The sequence below is a fragment of the Achromobacter sp. MYb9 genome, from assembly GCF_002975275.1.
GTDB lineage: Bacteria > Pseudomonadota > Gammaproteobacteria > Burkholderiales > Burkholderiaceae_B > Achromobacter.
Map to the genome: position 1 here is coordinate 1 of NZ_PCOQ01000007.1, position 21,394 is coordinate 21,394.

At 66.7% G+C, this 21,394-nt stretch carries 19 protein-coding genes; 11 read left to right on the plus strand and 8 right to left on the minus strand.

The features are described from left to right. From CQ050_RS12365 to CQ050_RS12380, 5 genes are all read right to left on the minus strand, one after another. Positions 1-1,418: BcpO-related WXXGXW repeat protein (locus CQ050_RS12365; RefSeq protein ID WP_105557334.1), on the minus strand; the 1,418-nt coding region annotated here is incomplete at its 3' end. Between the two features lie 30 nt (positions 1,419-1,448). After that, positions 1,449-1,613, minus strand: coding sequence for a hypothetical protein (locus CQ050_RS30960; protein WP_199196799.1), 165 nt, complete (start codon positions 1,611-1,613; stop codon positions 1,449-1,451). Between the two features lie 250 nt (positions 1,614-1,863). Next, a complete protein-coding gene (locus tag CQ050_RS12370) occupies positions 1,864-2,271 on the minus strand; it encodes a DoxX family protein (RefSeq protein WP_105557132.1) in 408 nt (135 codons plus the stop codon). Between the two features lie 203 nt (positions 2,272-2,474). Continuing rightward, positions 2,475-3,863, minus strand: coding sequence for an ATP-dependent RNA helicase DbpA (gene dbpA / locus CQ050_RS12375; RefSeq protein WP_105557133.1), 1,389 nt, complete (start codon positions 3,861-3,863; stop codon positions 2,475-2,477). Positions 3,864-4,026: 163 nt separating this feature from the next. Next, entirely contained in the window at positions 4,027-4,785 is a 759-nt protein-coding gene (locus CQ050_RS12380) for an IclR family transcriptional regulator (protein ID WP_105557134.1), read from the minus strand. A 160-nt stretch (positions 4,786-4,945) separates the two neighbouring features. On the opposite strand from CQ050_RS12380, the gene xsc reads away from it, so the two are divergent. From xsc to CQ050_RS12435, 11 genes are all read left to right on the plus strand, one after another. Continuing rightward, positions 4,946-6,757: a sulfoacetaldehyde acetyltransferase gene (gene xsc / locus CQ050_RS12385; RefSeq protein WP_105557135.1), complete on the plus strand. Its 1,812-nt coding sequence runs from the start codon at positions 4,946-4,948 to the stop codon at positions 6,755-6,757. Positions 6,758-6,838: 81 nt separating this feature from the next. Beyond that, positions 6,839-7,777 (plus strand): bifunctional enoyl-CoA hydratase/phosphate acetyltransferase, encoded by a 939-nt coding sequence (locus CQ050_RS12390; protein ID WP_105557136.1) that lies wholly within the window; start codon positions 6,839-6,841, stop codon positions 7,775-7,777. 131 nt (positions 7,778-7,908) lie between these two features. After that, positions 7,909-9,486 carry an ABC transporter substrate-binding protein gene (locus CQ050_RS12395; RefSeq protein ID WP_105557137.1) on the plus strand — a complete coding sequence of 526 codons (1,578 nt, stop codon included), beginning with the start codon at positions 7,909-7,911 and terminating at the stop codon, positions 9,484-9,486. 12 nt (positions 9,487-9,498) lie between these two features. Beyond that, a complete protein-coding gene (locus CQ050_RS12400; RefSeq protein WP_105557138.1) occupies positions 9,499-10,467 on the plus strand; it encodes an ABC transporter permease in 969 nt (322 codons plus the stop codon). Next, positions 10,464-11,366 carry an ABC transporter permease gene (locus tag CQ050_RS12405; protein ID WP_105557139.1) on the plus strand — a complete coding sequence of 301 codons (903 nt, stop codon included), beginning with the start codon at positions 10,464-10,466 and terminating at the stop codon, positions 11,364-11,366. Before CQ050_RS12400 ends, CQ050_RS12405 begins: the two co-directional genes overlap by 4 nt. Continuing rightward, entirely contained in the window at positions 11,363-12,361 is a 999-nt protein-coding gene (locus CQ050_RS12410) for an ABC transporter ATP-binding protein (protein WP_105557140.1), read from the plus strand. The genes CQ050_RS12405 and CQ050_RS12410 overlap by 4 nt, the downstream gene beginning before the upstream one ends. After that, positions 12,358-13,383 carry an ABC transporter ATP-binding protein gene (locus CQ050_RS12415; protein ID WP_199196800.1) on the plus strand — a complete coding sequence of 342 codons (1,026 nt, stop codon included), beginning with the start codon at positions 12,358-12,360 and terminating at the stop codon, positions 13,381-13,383. The genes CQ050_RS12410 and CQ050_RS12415 overlap by 4 nt, the downstream gene beginning before the upstream one ends. 25 nt (positions 13,384-13,408) lie before the next feature. After that, positions 13,409-15,064, plus strand: coding sequence for an amidohydrolase (locus CQ050_RS12420; RefSeq protein ID WP_105557336.1), 1,656 nt, complete (start codon positions 13,409-13,411; stop codon positions 15,062-15,064). A 1-nt stretch (position 15,065) separates the two neighbouring features. Beyond that, complete coding sequence (locus tag CQ050_RS12425; RefSeq protein WP_105557141.1) at positions 15,066-16,040, plus strand: GTP-binding protein; 975 nt, start codon at positions 15,066-15,068, stop codon at positions 16,038-16,040. Between the two features lie 110 nt (positions 16,041-16,150). Next, positions 16,151-16,543: a nuclear transport factor 2 family protein gene (locus CQ050_RS12430; protein ID WP_105557142.1), complete on the plus strand. Its 393-nt coding sequence runs from the start codon at positions 16,151-16,153 to the stop codon at positions 16,541-16,543. Between the two features lie 68 nt (positions 16,544-16,611). Further along, positions 16,612-18,027, plus strand: coding sequence for an FAD-binding oxidoreductase (locus CQ050_RS12435; protein ID WP_105557143.1), 1,416 nt, complete (start codon positions 16,612-16,614; stop codon positions 18,025-18,027). 31 nt (positions 18,028-18,058) lie between these two features. Here CQ050_RS12435 and CQ050_RS12440 read toward each other — a convergent pair whose 3' ends face one another. The 3 genes from CQ050_RS12440 to CQ050_RS12450 all read right to left on the minus strand — a co-directional run bounded on the left by CQ050_RS12440 (position 18,059) and on the right by CQ050_RS12450 (position 21,383). Further along, positions 18,059-19,597: a PLP-dependent aminotransferase family protein gene (locus CQ050_RS12440; protein ID WP_105557144.1), complete on the minus strand. Its 1,539-nt coding sequence runs from the start codon at positions 19,595-19,597 to the stop codon at positions 18,059-18,061. A gap of 129 nt (positions 19,598-19,726) precedes the next feature. Further along, positions 19,727-20,554, minus strand: a complete 828-nt coding sequence (locus tag CQ050_RS12445) for an ABC transporter permease subunit (RefSeq protein WP_105557145.1) — start codon at positions 20,552-20,554, stop codon at positions 19,727-19,729. After that, positions 20,547-21,383: a taurine ABC transporter ATP-binding protein gene (locus tag CQ050_RS12450; RefSeq protein WP_105557146.1), complete on the minus strand. Its 837-nt coding sequence runs from the start codon at positions 21,381-21,383 to the stop codon at positions 20,547-20,549. Before CQ050_RS12450 ends, CQ050_RS12445 begins: the two co-directional genes overlap by 8 nt. Positions 21,384-21,394 lie beyond the last annotated feature (11 nt).

The following is a 21,394-nucleotide window of genomic DNA, read 5'->3' on the forward strand; positions in this document are numbered from 1 at the left end:
GCTCCACCGCCTCCACCTCCACCTCCACCGCCTCCACCGCCTTGTTGCGGGGGGCGGTTCTCAGGCCGGGGCGAAGCCTGCTGGCGTGCTTGCTGCTGGGCTTGTTGCTGCGCCTGCTGGCGCTGTTGATGCTGCTGTTCGCGCGCTTGCTGTTGCTGTGATTCGCGCGCCTGCTGCTGACGCGCCTGTTGTTGCTCGCGCGCTTGCCGTGCCTGCTGTTGCTGGTCGCGGTCTTGTTGCTGCCGCGCCGCCTGTTGCGCTTGCTGTTCGCGGCTTTGTTGATCGCGGGCTTGCTGCTGCTGTGCGCGTTGTTGCTGTTGCTGCTGATCCCGCCCGGGATCCCGCGCCTGCTGCGGCGCTGGCGATTGGGGGCGCGAAGTGCCCGTGACGGTCTGCCCCGGATTCTGTTGCGGGCCGCGCTGCGGCGTGGCGTCGCCGGGTCGGCCGTCCGAGCCGGGCCGTCCGTTCTGATTGCCATTCTGGCCGCGCCCGGCGTTGGGGCCGCCGGTCATATTGGAAGCGGGCGCACCATTGGGCGCGCCGGCGCCCTGGCGATTGTCGTGCCCTTGATCCCGCCCGTTCCCCGGGCGTCCATCCCCGCCGGGGCGTTGCATGTCGGGGCGCTGCGAGTCGGACGGACGGCCATTGTTGTTCGGATGGTCAACGAACGCCTGGGGCGGACGGCCCTTGTTGTGTTCGTAGAACTGCGCGCGGTTGTTGCCGGCATCGCGCACGAAACCGCGCTGGATGTCGGTGGGCGGCGCGTGGCGGTCCTTGCGGGCGGCGAGCTCACGCGGGTCGGCGCTGCGGCGGATGCCATCGGGGCCGCCGTGGTAGCTGACGCGACGATTGTCGACGTTATTGACGATGACGGTGTGGTTGTAGACATTGGTCACGCGGGTGACGTTCACGTTGGTCACCGACCGGTTGTAGTAGAAGCGGTCGCGTTTCCAATAGCCGCCGACGTAGCCGATGCCGACATAGCCGAAGCCATAGTTGATGCCGCCATAGAACCCCACGTGGGGCCCCCAATAGCCGGCGTTCCAGATATACAGGCCGTTCACGAAACCCCAGTACCCAGGCGTCCAGAGCGCGCCGTTGTAGGGAGCCATCACCCAGGCGCCGGGTACCCAGAAAAAGCCGTAGCGGTTGCGGCTCCAGTAGCCGGGCACCCACATGTAGCCGTCGGCGGGCGCGGGCGGCTGCACGTAGACGGGCAGGGGCGGCGGGGGTTCCGGGCTGCGGTCCACCAGCGCCAGGTTGACATTGGCGGGGTCGCTGCCGTCATAGGCCGGGGCGGCGGGCGCCTCGGGCGGGGGCGGCGGGGCGTAGGTCTGCGCCGCCGCGCTGGCACAGGCTGCCAGCAGCGCTGCGGTGGCCAAGGGCCGCACGCGGGAAATCCGGACGGAGTATGTCATGGCTGTTCCTGATCGCCTCGGTGGCGAGGATCAATATCCGCGATAGTAATAATGCGGGGCGGGATACGCCGGGTAATAGTAGTGCGGCGTGTAATAGACGGGGGCCGGGCGGTAGTAGCCCGGGCGGGCCGGGACCACCACGCATCCCGCCAACGAACTGGCTATTGCCAGGACCACCAGCAGACGCTTCTTCATTTTGGTCACTCCAAACCAGCGCCGGGCGTGCGATGCAGTGCCTGATGCGCTGATACGGATTAGGCCATACCCTCAGGCCCGAGTTCGCGCCTGTAATCGTTCCGAAACAGCTTTCAGGTGACGGATGTTTGCGCCTGAGTGACAGCGCATGTCGTTCGTATCAATCTCTGCTGGAAAAGCCACGGGGCCGCCTGAGCGACCCCGTTTTTCGTGCCTGGCGCCGTCAACCGGCGCCAGGCGGTCCCGCGTGTCAGTTCCAGCGGCCGCCGTTGCCGGCCAGGCTGAAGCGGCCGGCGCCCATGAAGGCGATGGCCAGGGCGGTGAAGAGGAACATGCCTTGCAGTTCCAGGGCCCAGCCGCCGTTGTTGGTGATGCTGCCCAACTGGCCGGTATGGGCCAGCATGATCGCAACCACCATATTGACGGCGATCACCAGGCCGCCCAGACGGGTGTAGACGCCGATGATGAGCAGTACCGGCGCGATGATCTCGCCGATATAGACGCCATAGGCCAAAAAGCCGGGCAGCCCGTGCGACGACAGCATGCCGCTGATGCCGGTGACGCCGCCGCCCATCAATTTGGACAGGCCATGTAGCAGAATCAGAATGCCGAGGGTCAGGCGCAGGATCAGCTTGCCGGTATCGTCGGACTTGAGCATGGTGGATTTCTCTTGTGATGGTTAAGGGGACAGCGGCTCGTTGGAGCACGCCGTTGACCTTTGGTTCCGCAGCCGGCGCGCCGCGATGGAAGCGGAAACGCCGGGCAGGGCGGGGCCATTATGGCAAAACCCGAGCAAAATCATCAAGCAATCATCGCGGTCTTTCTACCGCTTCACCGTAAAAAAACCTGACCCGGCAGCAATCAGAATTCTTCAAGGAACCGCATGCGGAAGCGGCGGCCCTTGATGTTGCTGTTGGACACGCGCGAGAACACCTGCTTGGCGATCTGGCGGTCCAGCGCAACGTAGGAATTGAATTCAGTGATGTTGATCTTGCCGACCTGTTCGAAGGTCAGCCCGCCATCGCCCGTCAGGGCGCCCAGCAAGTCGCCCGGGCGCAGCTTGTCTTTCTTGCCGCCCTGGATGCACAGCGTGACCATCGGCGCGCGCAGGGGGCGATCCGCCTTGGGCTTCAGGGATTTGATGTCGCCCCACTTCAGGGGCGAGCCCTGGTATTGCTCGACCAGGTTGGCCCAACGCATTTCGTCGGGCGAACACAGGCTGAGCGCCAGGCCCTTCTGGTCGCCCCGGCCGCTACGGCCGATGCGGTGAACGTGCACTTCGGTGTCCTTGGTGACGTCCACGTTGATGACGGCGCCCAGGTTCTGGATGTCCAGCCCGCGGGCGGCGACGTCGGTGGCGACCAGCACGGCGCAGCTCTGGTTGGCGAACTGGATCAGGATCTCGTCGCGCTCGCGCTGTTCCAGGTCGCCGTTCAGGGCTTGGGCGCTGATGCCGTCGGCCTGCAGTCGTTCGACCAGGTCATGGCTGCGAACCTTGGTGTTGCAGAAGGCCAACGTGGAAACCGGACGGAAATGCGCCAGCAGGCGGGCCACGGCATCCAGGCGGTCTTTGCCGTCGATCTCGTAGAAGATCTGCTCGATGCGGCTGGCGTCGTGCTGCGCCTCTACCTTGACTTCGGCGGGGTTGCGCAGGAAGCGGGCGCTGAGTTTGCGGATGTTGTCCGGGTAGGTGGCCGAAAACAGCAGCGTCTGGCGCTTGGCCGGGCAGTGCGAGGCGATGGCGACGATGTCGTCGTAGAAGCCCATGTCGACCATGCGGTCGGCTTCATCCAGCACCAGCGTGGTCAGGCCGGACAAGTCCAGGCTGCCGCGCGTCAGGTGATCCTGGATGCGGCCGGGCGTGCCGACGACCAGGTGGGCGCCGCGCGCCAGCGATTCGGCCTGGGGGCGGGCGGCCGCGCCACCGCACAGAGTCAAGATCTTGACGTTCGGGATCAGGCGCGCCAGCCGGCGCAGTTCCTGCGCCACCTGGTCGGCCAGTTCGCGGGTGGGGCACACCAGCAGCGCCTGGGGCGTCAACTGGCTTGCGTCCAGCTTTTGCAGTACGCCCAGGCCGAACGCCGCGGTCTTGCCGCTGCCGGTCTTGGCCTGCGCGATGATGTCGCGGCCTTCCAGGATAAGCGGCAGGCTTTGCGCCTGGATGGGCGTCATTTGCTCGAACCCCAGGCTTTGCAGGTTGTCGAGCAGGGCGGGCAAGAGGGGCAGGGAGGAGAAGGGCGTGTGGGTCACAATAAGGGGATCGCAAAAAACGCGAAAAACTGAGTCGACCGACAGTGTAAGCCCTGGCCCCGGCCCGGCCGTCGCAAGGCAAGCCGGCGCGGCATAAAAAACAGGGACCGATAACGTTGCCGGGCGCGCGCATCATCGTGCCCGGCCTTGGCGCCCGTTGCGCTTACGGCTGCGGTTCGTATGTGCCGGCCAGCGCTCGGGCCGCTTCCTGCATGCGCGGCAGCCAGGCTCGCGCGCCGTCGATGGACAACCGGGCCACCGGCGCGTGCAGCGCGACGGCGGCGATGACGCGTGGACCATGCAGGATGGGCACGGCCATGCAGACGATGCCCAGCAGGAACTCCTCGCGGTCGAAGCTGGCGCCTTCCTTCTTGATGGCGCGCAACTCCTGCTCAAGCGAGGCGACGTCGCACAGGGTGTTGGGCGTGTAGCGCGGCAAGGGGGCGGCGGCCAGCAGGCGCGCGCGCGATTCGCGCCGCATGTGGGCCAGGAACAGCTTGCCGCTGGCCGAACAGTGCAGCGGCACCCGCGAGCCCGTCTGCAGGTTCACGCGCAGCGGCCAGGCCGTTTCCACCCGATCCAGATAGATGACTTCGTCGCCATCCAGCATGGTGCAGTTGCAGGTTTCGCCGATTTCATCGACCAGGCTGTCCAGGATGCGATGGCGCTCCCCGCGCAACGGCGAATTCAGCAGGGTTTCGCGTGCCAGGGCGCTTAGCCGCGGGCCGCTGACATAGCTTTTGCCGGCGGGCTCGCGCAGCAGCATGCCGGCTTCGACCAGCCGCGTCAGGATGCGCAGCACGGACGGCTTGGGCAGGCCGGTGGCGTCGGTCAGCGCGGCCAACGATACGGGGGTTTCGGATCGGGCGACCTGTTCCAGCAAGGTCAGCGCGCGCAAAGCGGCGGAGGATTCGTCTTTCATCTTTCAATATTTGAAGATTCGGCGGCCAACGACCTATCGTCGCACGGATTTTGCAGAAAATGAAACGCCAGGGGGTGGGACGGGCGGGTTTTCTCCGGCAGTATCGATTCACCCCGGCCACGATGCAATCACACAAGCGCCGGCCTGCCAGGAGAGAGACATGAGCAGCAAGCAACACATGACCCCCAGCGAAGCCTTTGTCGAAACGCTGGTCGCGCAGGGCGTCAAAGACGTATTCGGCATTGTCGGTTCGGCCTTCATGGATGCGCTGGACCTGTTTCCCGCCGCAGGCATCCGCTTCGTGCCCACGGTGCACGAGCAGGGCGCCGCGCACATGGCGGACGGCTACTCGCGCGTGACCGGCCGCCACGGCGTGTGCATCGCGCAGAACGGCCCCGGCATCACCAACTTCGTGACGGGGGTGGCTGCGGCGTACTGGGCGCACAGCCCGGTGGTGGCGATCACGCCCGAGACCGGCACGTCCGGCATGGGCCTGGGCGGCTTCCAGGAGACCGAACAACTGCCCATTTTTTCCCGCATCACCAAGTACCAGGCGCACGTGAATCGTCCGGATCGCATGGCGGAATTCACGGCCAAGGCCTTCGACACCGCGTTGGCCGAGCGCGGCCCGGCGCAGTTGAACATTCCGCGCGACTATTTCTATGGCGAGATCGACGTGGCCATCCCCGAACCGCGCCGTATCCGTCGCGGGCCGGGCTCGGAAGAAGACCTGGAAGCGGCGGCCCGACTGTTGGCCGAGGCCAAGTTCCCGGTCATCGTGGCCGGTGGCGGCGTGCTGTTCTCGGAAGGCCAGGCCGAATGCGTGGCCTTGGCCGAACTGCTGGGCGCGCCGGTCGTGACCAGTTATCTACATAACGACGCCTTCCCCGCCAGTCATCCGTTGTGGTGCGGGCCGTTGGGCTACCAAGGCGCCAAGGCCGGCATGAAGTTGCTGTCGCAAGCCGACGTGGTGCTGGCGCTGGGCACGCGGTTGGGACCCTTCGGCACCTTGCCGCAGCACGGCCTGGACTATTGGCCGCAAGGCGCGCGCATCATCCAGGTGGACGCCGACCACCGCATGCTGGGCCTGGTGCGTCCGGTGTCGGTCGGCATCTGCGGCGACGCGCGGCCCGCCGCCGCGGCGCTGACCGCCAAGCTGAAGGGCCGCGAGGTGGCCAGCACCCGTACCAAGGCGGCGCGTGGCGACCAGATCGCCTCGCAGAAGGCCGAATGGGAAAAGGAACTGGACGGGTGGTCGCACGAACGCGATGACTGGAGCCTGGACATCATCGAACAGGGCGGCGGCCGCATGCACCCGCGCCGCATGCTGCGCGAGCTGGAACGCGCGATGCCCAAGCATGTGATGGTGTCCACCGACATCGGCAACATCTGCTCGGTCTCCAACAGCTATCTGCGTTTCGATGAGCCCAACTCCATGCTGGCCGCGATGAGTTTCGGCAATTGCGGCTATGCGCTGCCCGCGCTGATCGGCGCCAAGCTGGGGCGCCCGGACCGCCCGGCGGTGGCCTATGTGGGCGACGGCGCCTGGTGCATGAGCTTCCAGGAATTGCTGACCTGCGTGCGCGAGAAGATTCCGGTGACCGCCGTGGTGTTCCATAACGGGCAGTGGGGCGCGGAAAAGAAGAATCAGGTGGACTTCTACGGGCGCCGATTCGTGGGCAGCAACCTGCTCAACCCTAACTTCGCCGAACTGGCGCGGGCAATGGGCGCCGAAGGCATCCGCGTCGAACACGCCGATCAGGTTGGCGCCGCGTTGCAGGCGGCATGCAAGGCGCAGTCGGAAGGCAAGACCACCGTGCTGGAGATGATGGTCAGCCAGGAGCTGGGCGACCCGTTCCGGCGCGACGCGCTCAAGCAGCCGCTGCGCTTGCTGGACAAGTACAAGCAGTACGTGAACCAGCCGTTCCATTCAGGCGAAGTGCCGCTGTCGATCGAACCCGTCAAGGGTTGACCGATGCTTGCGGCGCGGCGGGCGCCGCGCCGCAAGCATCCCCGCTGACCTTGCGGACATCCGCGGCAGGAGCACGTACCCATGGCAATCGACCGATTGTTCGAACCCCTGCGCGATGCCGCGCTATTGGCCGGGCGGCAGCGTACCGCAGTGGCTTATCCCTTGTGTCCGTCGAGCCTGGGCGCGGCGATCCAGGCGCGGGACGCCGGCTACATCGACCCGGTGCTGGTGGGCCCGGCGCGCCGCATCGCGGCCCTGCTGGCCGAGATGGGCGTAAGCCCCGGCGGGGTGGAGATCGTGGACACCCCGGACGACGAGAAGCTTGCCGCGCGCGCTGCCGCGGCGTTGGCGCGCGACGGCGCCGTCGGCATGCTGATGAAAGGCAGCCTGCACACGGACCACTTCATGTCGGCCGTGGTGTCGCGCGAGTCCGGGCTGCGCACCGAGCGCCGCATCAGCCACGCTTTTGTCATGGCGGTCGAGGCGTATCCCAAGTGGTTCATCCTGACGGACGCGGCCGTCAACATTGCCCCCTCCTTGCAGGAAAAGGCGGACATCGCCCAGAACGCCATCGATCTGGCGCGGGCGTTGGGCGTGCCGCGTCCGAAGCTTGCCGTGTTGTGCGCCACCGAATCCGTCAATCCGTCGATGCCCGCCACGCTGGACGCCGCCGCGCTGTCGAAAATGGCCGATCGCCAGCAGATCCGCGGGGGCGATATCGACGGGCCGTTGGCGTTCGACAACGCGATCTCGCGCGACGCCGCGGAGCAGAAGGGCATCGTGTCGCGCGTGGCCGGTGATGCCGACATCTTGCTGGTGCCGGACATCGAAGCCGGCAACATGCTCTACAAGGAACTGACCTGGCTGGCGGGCGCGGGGACGGCCGGGCTGGTCCTGGGCACGCGCGTGCCGGTGCTGCTGACAAGCCGGTCCGACTCCATGCAGGCGCGGGTCAATAGCTGCGCGGTGGCGGTCCTGTATGCGCGCGCGGTCGCCGCGAACCCTGCCCGCCTTTCTTGAGCCTGCCCGTGGCCACGCTGGCACCAAAGACTCTGGCCGTTTGGTACTAAGGCTTGGTCCATGGGATCGCTACGCTAGTGTGAAAGCCATCCAATGAATGGCCTGGCGGCAAACACATCAAGGGAAAAATCATGCGCAGCGCAAGACAAGGCTTTGCAACGATTCTGGCGGTGATGGCGATGGCGGGTGGCGCCGTCGCGGCGGATGCGCCCAAACCCGGCGGCACGCTGGTGGTGGGGTCCACGCAGGTGCCGCGGCACCTGAACGGCGCGGTGCAATCGGGCACCGCGACGGCCTTGCCCAGCGCGCAGCTCTTTGCCAGCCCGTTGCGCTACGACGCCGACTGGAAGCCGCAACCCTACCTGGCCGAATCCTGGGAACTGGCGCCCGACGGCAAGTCCCTGACCCTGCATCTGCGCAAGGACGCCGTGTTCCATGACGGCAAGCCCGTCACATCGGCGGATGTTGCATTTTCGGTCATGGCGGTCAAGAACAACCACCCGTTCCAGACGATGTTCGCGCCGGTGCAAACCGTGGACACGCCCGACCCCTACACGGCCGTGCTGCGCATGAGCCAACCGCATCCGGCGATTCTCCTGGCGTTGTCTCCGGCGCTGATGCCGGTGCTGCCCAAGCACATCTACGACGACGGCCAGGATATCAAGACCCATCCCCGGAATTCGACGGATGTGGTGGGTTCCGGGCCGTTCAAGTTCAAGGAGTTCAAGCCGGGGCAAGAGATCGTGCTGGAACGCTTTGACAAGTTCTTCCTGCCGGGAAAGCCTTATCTGGATCGCATTGTGGTGAAGATCAATCCGGATGCCACCAATCTGTTGATCGGACTTGAGCGCGGGGACATCGGGGTGTTGCCCTTCATGACCGAGCCGACCATCTTGCGCCGCGCCAAGGAAAACGCCGCCATCGTCATGACCAACCAAGGTTACGAAGGCATCGGCGCGTTGAGCTGGCTGGCTTTCAATACCGCGCGCAAGCCGTTGAACGATGTGCGCGTGCGGCAGGCCATTGCGTATGCGACCGACAAGGGTTTCATCACCAAGGCGTTGAATGCCGGCTTCGCCAAGCCCGCCGACGGGCCCATCGTCGGCACCAGCCCCTTCGCGACGCCCGACGTGAAGAAGTACCCGCTTGATCTGAAGAAGTCGGAGCAGTTGCTGGAAGAGGCCGGGTTCAAGAAAGATGCCAAGGGCGAGCGCCTGACGCTGACGGTCGACTACATGCCGGGTTCGGACGTGCAGGGCAAGAACGTGGCGGAGTACCTGCGCAGCCAGCTGAAGAAGGTGGGCATCGCGGTGCAGGTTCGCGCCTCGCCCGATTTCCCGACCTGGGCCAAGCGCATCGCCAGCCATGATTTCGACATGACGACGGACATCGTCTTCAACTGGGGCGACCCGGTCATTGGCGTGCACCGCACTTACCTGTCGACCAATATCCGCGACATCATCTGGACCAATACGCAGTCCTACGCCAACCCGAAGGTCGATGCGCTGCTGGCGCAAGCGGGCATGGAGACCGACGTGGAAAAGCGGCGCGCGCAGTACGCCGAGTTCCAGCGCCTGGTGACCGAGGATGTACCGATCGATTTCCTGACGGTCATTCCGTACCACACCCTGACGTCCAAGAAAGTGCATGGCATGCCAGACGGGATCTGGGGCGTGCTGTCGCCGCTGGACGATGTCTACCTGCAATAAGACGAGGCTGCCATGCTGCGTTTTCTCTTGCGTCGCCTTGCCTACGCGGGCTTGCTGTTGCTGGCCGTGGTGACACTGAACTTCCTGTTGATCCACATCTCGCCCGGCGATCCCGTCGAGACCATCGCGGGTTCCATGGGCGGCATCAGCGAAGACTTGCGGGCGCAGTTGCGCACGCAGTACGGGCTGGACAAGCCTTTCCTGGTGCAACTGGGCCTGTACCTGGCGCAGGTGCTGAGGGGCGATCTGGGCTATTCCTACTTCTTCAACGTGCCGGTGGCGCACCTGATCTGGGAACGCGTGCCCGCCACGCTGCTGCTGGTGGTGACGTCGGTGTTCAGCGCGTTCATCGTGGGCACGCTGCTGGGCACGCTGGCCGCCAGGAAGCCGAACGGGCCCCTGTCGCAGGGCATCACGCTGCTGTCGGTCGTGGGGTATTCGGCGCCCGTGTTCTGGACGGGCATCATCCTCATCATCCTGTTCGCATCCGCATTGCCGATCTTCCCGGTGTCCGACATGCGCTCGGCGGGCGGTCCGCAAGACGGCTGGGCGGGGGTGCGAGACGTGCTGCATCACCTGGTGCTGCCGGCGTTCACGCTGGCGTTCGTCTATCTGGCGCAGTACAGCCGCCTGGCGCGGGCCAGCGTCATGGAGGCGCTGTCCGCCGACTACATCCGCACGGCGCGCGCCAAAGGCTTGCCTGAACGTTCGGTCCTGTACAAGCATGCCCTGCGCAACGGCGTGCTGCCGGTGGTGACGATGCTGGGCCTGCAGTTCGGCAACGTGCTGGCCGGCGCGATCCTGGTCGAGACGGTCTTCAATTGGCCCGGCCTGGGGCGGCTGGCGTTCGACTCGGTGCTTCGGCGGGATTATCCGACGCTGCTGGGCATTCTGCTGTTCGCGTCGCTTCTCGTTGTGGTGATGAATCAGCTAACGGATCTGGCGTACCGCCTGATCGATCCCAGGATCAAGACATCATGAGCCAAGCGCCTTCCGTCATTCCCCTTGCCACCGTGGCGGCCACGCCGTCGCGCGCGCCGGCCAAGCAGTCTTACGAGGCCCTGCGGGTGTTCGTCCGCAATCCGTCGGCGGTTTTCGGCGTGCTGCTGTTGACGCTCATCCTGGCGGTGACGATCTTCGGGCCGATGCTGATGCAGGCGGATCCATTTGAAATCGCCAGCGCGCCGATGGATCCCCCCGGCGGCGAGAGGCTGCTGGGCACCGACTACCTGGGCCGCGACGTGCTGACCGGCATGGTCTATGGCGGGCGGGCGACCCTGCTGGTGGGGGTGGTGGCCGCGGTGCTGTCGATGGCCATCGGCCTGACGGTCGGCGCGCTGGCCGGCTACTACGGCGGCTGGGTCGACGAAACACTGATGCGTATTACCGAGTTCTTCCAGGTGCTGCCCACCTTGCTCTTCGCCATGGTGCTGGTGACGCTGTTCACGCCGTCGCTGGCCACCATTGCCGTGGCGATCGGCGTAGTCAGCTGGACGGGCACCGCGCGGCTGGCGCGGGGCGAATTCCTGCGTTTGAAACGGCGCGAATACGTGCTGGCCGAACGCGTGATCGGGGCGAGCGATGCGCGCATCATCTGGCGGGTGATCCTGCCCAATGCGCTGGCGCCGCTGATCGTGTCTGCCACGCTGGCCATCGGCACGGCGATCCTGTTCGAGGCGGGCCTGTCGTTTCTGGGGCTGGGCGATCCCAACATCATGAGCTGGGGGCTGATGATCGGCAGCAATCGTCCGTACATCCTGACGGCCTGGTGGGCCGTGACCTTGCCCGGCGCAGCCATCTTCCTGACCGTGCTGGCCGTCAGCCTGATCGGCGACGGGCTGAACGATGCGTTGAACCCCACGTCGCGGGGGCGGTCATGAACGCGCGCCTGGAAGTCCCCGCCCTGGAAGTCGAGTCGCTCAGCCTGGAGTTTCGCGCGCGCGGCCGGGTGGCGGAGGTATTGAGCCAGGTCAGCTTCGAGCTGCGCGCCGGCGAGACCCTGTGCCTGGTGGGCGAGTCCGGTTGCGGCAAGAGCATGACGGCGCTGGCCATCATGCGGCTGATTCCCGCGCTGGGCCGGATCGGCGCGGGCCGCGTCCGGTTGTCGGGCGCGGATCTGGCGCTGCACGACGACGAGGCGATGCGGCGCGTGCGCGGCAACAAGATCTCAATGATCTTTCAGGAACCCATGACCGCGCTGAATCCCGTCTACACGGTCGGCGACCAGATCGCCGAGCCCTTGCGGCTGCACCAGGGGCTGAGCAAAGCGGACGCCCGCGCGCGCGCCATCGACATGCTGAAGTCGGTGGGCATCCCCGTGCCCGAGCGGCGCGTGGACGATTATCCGCATCAGATGTCGGGCGGCATGCGCCAGCGGGTGATGATCGCCATCGCGCTGGCGTGCGACCCTGACGTGCTGATCGCGGACGAACCCACCACGGCGCTGGACGTCACCGTGCAGGCACAAATATTCGATCTGCTGCGCGAGCAGCAGGCGCGGCGCGGCACCGCCGTGCTGCTGATCACGCACGACATGGGCGCGGTGTCCGAGATGGCCGATCGCGTCGTGGTCATGTATGGCGGGCGCGTGGTGGAGCAGGGCGGCGTGCGGCAGATCCTGTCGCATCCGCGCCATCCGTACACCCAAGGGCTGATCGCCTGCCTGCCCGAACTGGACCGCGAGCCGGACGATATCCGCCCGGACCTGCCCGAGATCCCGGGCGTGGTGCCGTCCGTGTGGGACCGCGGCGTGGGGTGCCCCTTTCTGGACCGTTGCAGCCAGTCGCTTGCGCGCTGTCGGACCGAGTTCCCGCCATTGGCGCGCGTGGCCGAGGGCCAGGACGTGGCCTGTTGGCTCTATCAGGAGACTGCATGATGGCGCAGCCGCACGTTCCCGCATTGCTGTCGGTCCGGAACCTGGCCGTGCATTTCCCGGTGGGTGGCAAGAGCCGCGACGGTAAACCCGTGGTGGTCAAGGCCGTCGACGGCGTGTCGTTCGATCTGGCGCGCGGGCGCACGCTGGCGATCGTGGGCGAGTCCGGCTCTGGCAAAACCACGACGGCTCTGTCGGTGTTGCGGCTGGCGGACCCGACTTCGGGCGCCATCCATTTCGACGGAACGGACCTGACCGCCCTGAACGGATCGTCGTTGCGGCAGATGCGCCGCCGGCTGCAACTGGTGTTCCAGGACCCGTATTCGTCGCTGAATCCGCGCCAGCGCGCCGAGGACATCGTGCGGGCGCCGCTGGACCTGATGCGCATCGACCCACCCGGCGGGCGTGAAGCGCGCGTCGCCAAGATGTTCGAGCTGGTCGGCCTGCGCCCCGAACAGCGCCAGCTGTTTCCGCACCAGTTTTCCGGTGGCCAGCGGCAGCGCCTGAACGTGGCGCGGGCACTGGCCAGCGCACCCGACCTGATCGTCTGCGACGAACCCGTGTCGGCGCTGGATATCGCCATCCGGGCGCAGATCCTGAACCTGCTGCGCCGGATCCAGCGCGAGCAGGGGCAATCGTTCCTGTTCATTTCGCACGACATGGCCGTGGTCGAGCACATCTGCGACGACATCGCGGTGATGTACCTGGGCAAGATCATTGAACAGGCGTCGCGTCGCGCCTTTTTCACACGCCCGCTGCATCCGTACAGCGTGGCGCTGATGTCGGCCGTGCCCACGGTAAAGGGCGGCCGCGAATCCGCCGCCCGCCGCGTGCGGCTGATGGGCGACCCGCCCAGCCCGGTGAACCCGCCACCGGGCTGTCGTTTCGCTGGGCGTTGCCCGGCCGCGCAGCCCGACTGTTCCTTGCGCGAGCCCGAATTGCGCGAGGTGGTGCCCGGCCACCGTGTCGCCTGCCATTTCGTAACGGTCCGCGATGGCGCGCTGGTCGCGCCGCTTGCGGGCTGATCCCAACCATCATAAGGAACCCGCGATGACCCGGCCCGAAGGCAATACGACGATCTACGCCGCCCGCAGCATCCTGACCATGAATCCGGCCCAGCCGCGCGCCACGCACGTCGCCGTGCGGGACGGCCGCATCCTGGGCGTGGGCAGCCGGGAGGACCTGGCCGGCTGGGGGCCGGCCGACGTGGATGACCGGTATGCGAACAGGGTGCTGATGCCTGGACTGGTCGAGGGGCATTGCCACTTGCCCGAAGGCGGCATGTGGAAATTCGTGTACGTGGGCTACTACGACCGCCGCGGGCCCGATGGCCGCCTGTGGAGCGGGCTGAAGAGCTTTGACGCGGTCGCCGACCGCCTGCGCGAGGCCGAACGCAGCCTGCCGGCGGGCGAAACCCTGATCGGCTGGGGGTTTGATCCGATCTTCTTCGACGGCCAACGGATGCGCGTCCAGGACCTGGACCGCGTGTCGCCCGAACGGCCCATCGTCATCATGCACGCCAGCATGCATTTGATGAATGTGAATACACCGATGCTCGCGCGCGCCGGCATCGACCGCGACACCGACATCGAAGGCGTGACGCGTTTGGAAGACGGCCGGCCCAGCGGCGAGCTTTGCGAATTTGCCGCCATGTTCCCGGTCATGCGCCTGATCGGCAGCCCGTTCCGCACGGTGGGGCTGTCGGAAGACGGGCTGCGCATGTTCGGCAAGGTGGCGCAGTGGGCGGGCGTGACCACCGCGACGGACCTGGTCAATGAACTGGGCGACGAAGGCGTGGCGACGCTGGCGCGCATTACGGCCGAAGCCGATTATCCCGTGCGCATCGTGCCCGCCGCCTCTGCGCTGACCTACGCGGGCGATCCGGCGCGCTGCCTGGAGAAGCTGGCGGCGGCCAAGCGGCTGAACCACGACAAGCTGCATCTGGGCATGGTCAAGCTGGTGGTGGACGGGTCGATCCAGGGCTTCACCGCCCGGGTGCGCTGGCCGGGCTACTACAACGGCGCGCCCAACGGCATCTGGGTTATCGCGCCTGCCGAACTGGACGCCACCGTCCAGGCCTATCACGACGCGGGCGTGCAGCTGCATATCCACACCAACGGCGACGAAGCGACGCAACGTGCGATCGATGCCGTGGACCTGGCCCTGCGCCGCACGCCGCGTCGCGATCACCGGCACACGCTGCAGCATTGCCAGATGGCCGACGCGGCGCAGTTCCGGCGGATGGCCAGCCTGGGCATGTGCGCCAACCTGTTCGCCAACCACATCTACTATTGGGGCGACGCCCATTACGCGCTCACCATGGGGCCGGACCGCGCCAACCGCATGGACGCCTGCGCCTCGGCGGCGCGGGCGGGCGTGCCGTTTTCGATCCACTCCGATGCCCCCATCACGCCGCTGGGCCCGTTGTTCACCGCCTGGTGCGCAGCCAACCGCCTGACCGCCTCCGGCCGGGTGCTGGGCGAGTCCGAGCGGATCAGCGTGGACGCGGCGCTGCATGCCGTCACGTTGGGCGCGGCCTACACCCTGCACATGGATCATCTGGTCGGCTCGATAGAAGTGGGCAAGTACGCGGACTTCTGCGTGCTGGAAGACGATCCTGCGACGGTGCCCGCCGACCAGTTGAAAGACATCGCCGTGCGGGGCACCGTTATCGGCGGGCGGCCGCTGGCGCTGGAGGGCGCCTGACATGGCCGCCATCGGCGCGGCGCGCATCCCGCTGACCGTCGTGGGCGGCTTCTTGGGGGCGGGCAAGACCACGCTGTTGAATCATGTGCTTAGCGCCAGCCGCCGCCGGGCGGCGGTGCTGGTCAACGACTTCGGTCCGATCGACGTCGATGCCGGCCTGATTGCGCAGCGCGCGGACGAGGTGATCCGATTGGCCAATGGCTGCGTCTGCTGTTCGATGGCCGGCGGCCTGGACGATGCGCTGGCGCGCGTGCTGGCGTTGGACCCGCCGCCGGAATGGATCGTGATCGAGGCCAGCGGGGTGTCGGACCCGTCGCGCATCGCACAGGTTGGCATGTGCGACCCGCTGCTGCAGTTGGAGGGCGTGGTGGTGCTGGTGGACGCCGCGAACGTGCGGGCCCTGGCCGATGATCCCCTGTTAAGCGATACCGTCGCGCGGCAATTGCGGGCGGCCGATCTGCTGGTGCTGAACAAGACCGACCTCGTCACGCCGGAAGACCTGGGGCGGGTGCGCGAGTGGCTGCGTGGCATGACGCAAGGCGCCGCCATGGTCGACACCCGGGAAGGGCGCGTCGATCTGCGTTATCTGTCCGGCGAGGCCTTGCCGGGCGCGTCCGTCCATGATTGCGGGCATGCCGGTTGCGGCCACGCGGCGCATCATTGCGCGATGCCACAGGCGAACCCCGACCATCCGTTTCAGAGCTGGCTCTGGCAGGCACCCGGCACGCTGAACGCCGACTGGCTGGCGGGGCAGCTTCGGCAAATGCCCCGGCAGTTGTTAAGGGCGAAGGGGTGGGTGCGCACGGACCGGCACGGGCTGGTGCTGGTGCAGTGGGCGGGCCGCCGCGTGCGGTATGACACGCAGGCGGCGCCGCCTGATGGTCTGGACGCACCGGGGTTGGTGTTCATCGGCTTGCGCGACGCCATCGATCCGCGGCAAGTGTCCGCATTGCTCACGCCCGCCACGGCCCCGTGACTGGTGCAAGCGATTTCCCGTTTCTGGTTCTAGACCCTGCCGGACCGCTCTCGTACCTTGGATCCTGTACGCAGGCGCATGCCGCGCTGGCGTCTATTGGAGGGTAGGCAATGCACAAGACCGTCACCGTGGAGATGCTGGCCGAATTCGCGGCCGCATGGAACCGCCACGATATCGATGCCTTGATGAGTTTCATGAGCGAGGACTGCGTGTTCGAGACCGTGGGCGGTCCGGATGCGTGCGGCAGCCGGCACACCGGCACGCAGGCCGTCCGCACGGCCTTCGCCGCCGCCTGGAAGAACTTTCCGGATGCGCAATGGAACCACGGCCGGCATTGGGTGGCGGGTGATCGCGGCGTATCCGAATGCACGTTCACCGGCACCGCCGCCGATGGATCAAGAGTGGAGGCCGACATGGTCGACGTCTTCACGTTCCAGGACGGCAAGATCCGCGTCAAGAACGCGTTCCGCAAGCAGCGCCCGGCTTTGCCGGCCCGTGCCTGAGGCCCCGCCTCGGGCCTCGGAAGCACTCCGGGATCTTTCCGGAAACACCCAGGACACGGATTCGAAGCATGGATACCCAAATGCCCTTCGACACCTCACGCCCGCCCCGTGCGGCCACCCCAGGGGCCAACGCCTACAACCCGACCTATGACCCGCTGGTGTCCCCGCCAGGCCGGGGCCAGGACTATGCGCCGACCTATTGGGTCGCCAGCGCTGGCGATCCGCCCGAGGACGACGGCCCGATCCAGGGCGATGTCGATGCCGACATGGTCATCGTTGGCTCGGGCTTCACCGGCCTGTCGGCCGCGTTGACCCTGGCGCGCGACTTCGGCGTGCGGGCGGTGGTGCTGGAAGCCAACCGCGTCGTCTGGGGCTGCACCAGCCGCAACGGCGGCCAGGGGCAGAACGCATCGGGCCGCCTGTACCGTTCGCAATGGATCGAGCGCTGGGGGCTGGACACCGCCCGCCGCCTGGATGCGGAAATCCGCGAGGGTTTCGAATACTGGAAGAGCCTGGTCGCGCAGGTGGACTGCGATGCGCAGCCGGGCGGCCATCTGTACACGGCGCATCGCCAGAAGAAGATGGGGTTCCTGGAGAACGAGGCTCGCGTGATGCGCGAGGTGTTCGGCTACGACGCCAGGATGCTTGGCAAGGCCGAACTGCGTGAACGCTATGTCGACGACCATGAAGCGGTCGGCGCCATGCACGAGCCCGATGGCGTGGGCGTGCACCCGCTGAAGCTGGCCTATGGCTACCTGCGCCAGGCGCGGGCGCTGGGTGTGCGCGTGCATCCATCCAGCCCCGTGCTGGGCTGGCGCAAGGAAAACGGCGTCATCCTGCTGGAGACGCCGGGGGGCGTGGTGCGCGCGCGCCGCGTGGCGTTCGCGACCGGCGGCTACACCGCGCAGGGCGTGAACCCCTTGCTGGACAACCGCATCATGCCGGTGCTGTCGAATTCGCTGGTGACGCGGGTGCTGTCGCCGGCCGAACGCGAGGCGGCGGGGTTGAAGAGCACCGTATTCATCACCGATACCCGCACCCTGCGCTTCTACTACCGTTTGCTGCCGGACGGCCGCATGCAGATTGGCAGCCGCAGCGCGCTACGCGGCGCCGATGCCGAGCACCCCCGCCATCTGGCGTTGCTGCGTGAAGGCCTGGCGCGCAAATTCCCGTCGTTGCGCGGCGTGGACGTCGCGTATTCCTGGTGGGGCTGGGTGGACGTCAGCCACGACATGATGCCGCGCGTGACGCAGCCGGATCCGGCGCTGCCCGTGTACTACGCGTTCGGCTATGGCGGCAATGGGGTGGCGTTTTCGGCCCACGCGGGCAGGCGGCTGGCCGAACGGATGATGGGCAAGGATGGCCTGGCCTGGGACCTGCCCATCTACGATTCGCCGCTGCCCGGGCACTTGTTCGCGCCGTTCCGCCGGATCGGCCAGGGCCTGCTGTACCGCTGGTACCACCTGCGGGACGAACACCTGTAGCCCTGGACTTCAAACGGGCGTTAGGGGCCGCCTACGCGGCTGTGCGCAGGCGGTAACGGTGCACCACCTGCGCCAGCTTTTCGATCCCCGGCCCGATATGTTCGGGCCGGATCGACGTGAAGCCCACGCGCAGGTAGTTGCGCGGCGCGTCGGCGCCATTCATGAAAAACACGTTCCCCGGCTCTACGACCACGCCTTCCGCCAGCGCGGCTTCGGATAGCGCGGCGGCATCCAGCCACGGCGGGCCGGCCAACCAGCAGGACGATGACCCCGTGATGGGAATCGCCTTGAAGTCGGGCAGGTGCCGCGCCAGGGCCTGCGCCAGCTCGGCGCCGCGCTTCTGGTAGGCCTGCGACTGCTTGCGCAGCAGGGAATGGTGATGGCCCAGCGAAATGAACAGCGAGAAGGCGCGCTGGATATAGGCCGACGGGTGGCGCAGCATCAGCCGGCGCAGGGCCCGCAGTTCGCTCGTCAGTTCGCGCGGGGCAACGATATAGCCGATGCGCAGGCCCGGCGCGAACGATTTGGCCAGGCTGCCGACGTAGATGACGCGGCCGTCGCGGTCCAGGCTTTTGAGCGCGGGGATCGCGCCTTCGCCCCAACGGCTTTCGCTTTCGAAATCGTCTTCGATGATCATGCTGTCGGCCTGGCGCGCCAAGGCCAGCAGGCTTTCGCGACGCTCCAGCGCCAGCGTGACCGTGGTGGGGCATTGGTGGCCGGGCGTGACGAAGACGTAGTCACAGCCCAGGAGGTGCGTGCCCGTGCACAGGCCGCGTTCGTCCACGGGCAACGGCAGCAGGTTGCGGGTGTGGCTGGCGAAGATATTGCGGGCATCGGGATACCCGGGGTCTTCCATGCCGACCACGGTGTCGTCGTTGACGAGCAGGTCGGCCAGCAGATAAAGCGCATGTTGCGCACCGACGGTGATGACGATTTCCTCGGCGTCGGCCCAGACGCCACGGCGCGGCAGCACCTGGGTGCGGATCTGCTCGATCAGGGTCGGGTCGTCGTGGGTGATGAGGTCGGGCGCCCAGCTGCGGATGTCCAGCACGGACAGCGCCTTGATGCAGCATTCGCGCCATTCGGCCGTGGGAAACAGGTCGGGGTCGAACTGGCCGTATACGAAGGGGTAGGGCTGTTTCTGCCAGTCTTGCGGCTTGGTGATGTTGCGTTGCCGCGATGGCCGGAAGCGCAGCCGTTCGTCCCACCGTACGCGCCGCGGATCGGGCGCATCGGTCAGCGGCGCGGCGGGGGCGGCATCGGAGGCGGAACCGGGATGCCCCTGCATGACGGAATCGCACACAAAGTGGCCGCTGCGTTCGCGCGACACCAGGTATCCCTCGCTGACCAGTTGTTGATACGCGAAAACGACGGTGTTGCGCGCGATGCGCAACTGGTCGGCCAGTTGCCGGCTGGACGGCACCGGCATGCCGGGGGGCAGATGGCCGCTGAGGATGGCCGATACCAGCATCTGGCGCACGCGGCCCTGCAGGCTGAGGTTGGGCGCGCTTTCCCTTTCAAACAGGCGTTCCCACAACACAGGCTTGAGCATCGAGGCCTGGCTGGACATGACGGCTCCTTGTGAAGGCGATGCGGGACCCCGGCGCAGGACGCGTGCGGGGTCGGGTTCCGGATCTGAGCCTCAGGATAGAGGAGCCGCCAGGGCGAAGAAATGGGGGATTGCCCTGTTGGAAACGTCTTAGATGCGTCCCTTCCAGGGGATGGCGAATTTCTCCAGGTAGCGCACCAGCAAGTCGAAGGCGAAGGCGAACACGCCGATCACGATAATGCCCATGATGACGGTGTCGCTGGCCAGGAATTGGGCGGCGTTCAGCACCATGAATCCCAGGCCCCGGTCGGCGGCCACCATTTCGGCGGCGACCAGCGTGGTCCATCCCACCCCGATGCCGATACGCATGCCGGTGAAGATCTCGGGCATGGCCGCCTTCAGGATCACGTGCCAGACAATCTGCATTCGCGTGCCGCCCATCGCGTAGGCGGCATGGATCTGCTCGATGGAGACCGACCGCACCCCGGCGCGGGCGGCGATCGCCATGGGCGCGAAGATGGCCAGATAAATCAGCAGGATCTTCGGAAACTCGCCGATGCCGAACCAGATGATGATCAGCGGCAGATAGGCCAGCGGCGGCAACGGGCGGTAGAACTCGATGGGCGGGTCGAAGATGCCGCGCGCATAGCGGTTTACGCCCATCAGGATGCCGACGGGAATGGCGGTCAGGCAGGCCAGGAAGAAGGCGCCGAAGACGCGCGTCAGGCTGGCCAGCGCATGTTCGGCCAGGGTGGAATTGGCGACGCCGTCCGTCATGGCCGACACGAACTTGTCGTACACGGCAATCGGGGACGGCAGGAACAGCGGCCGCACCCAGCCGGCGCTGGTCACCAGGAACCACAGGGCGATCAGCGCCAGGCTGGTGATAAGGCTGATGTGCCCGCTGTAGCCGGCGCCCGGCGCGCCGTAGACCATCCCCGGCGTCGCGGGCTTATGCCCGGACCGGTTCCTAGACATGGACGACTTCGGGCGAGGCGGCGGCGCGCTCGTCGCCGTAGATGATGCCAAGGACTTGTTCGCGCATGGCGATGAAGTCGGGACTGGATTTGATGCCACGGCCATCGCGGGTCTCCAGGTAGCGCCGGTTGAAGTCCGGCGTGAAGGTGTGCGTGATGCGGCCCGGGCGAGGCGACATGACGATCAGCCGCGACCCCAGGAAGAGCGCCTCTTCCACGCTATGGGTGATGAAGAAGAACATCTTGCTGGTCTGCCGCCAGATATCCAGCAGCAGCTCCTGGATGGTTTCGCGCGTCAGCGCGTCCAGCGCCGCCATCGGCTCGTCCATCAACAGCATGGCGGGGTCGCAGGTCAGCGCGCGCGCGATGCCCACGCGCTGCTGCATGCCGCCGGACAACTGATAGATCATGTGGCGGTGAAAATCCTGCAACCCCACCAGTTCCAGGTTGCGGCGGGCGCGGGCGCGGCGCGTCTCTTTGTCCACGCCTTGAAGCTTCAGTCCGAACTCGGTGTTCTCCAGCACGTTCAGCCAGGGCAGCAGGGCGTGCTTCTGGAAGACGACGCCGCGGTCGGCGCCGGGGCCGACGATGGGCTGGCCGCCCAGCGTGATTTCCCCCTCGGTGGGCGACAGGAATCCGGCCAGCAGGCTTAGCAAGGTGGTCTTGCCGCAGCCCGAGGCGCCCAGCGCCACGACGAATTCGCCGGGCTGGATGGTCAGGTTGACGTTCTGCAGCGCAATCACCGGCCCGCTATCGTGCAGGCCGGGATAGGTGACGCTGACTTGTTCCGCGCATAGCCGCTGCGCGGCGGAGGTGGACGGCATGGTCATGCGGGCTCCCC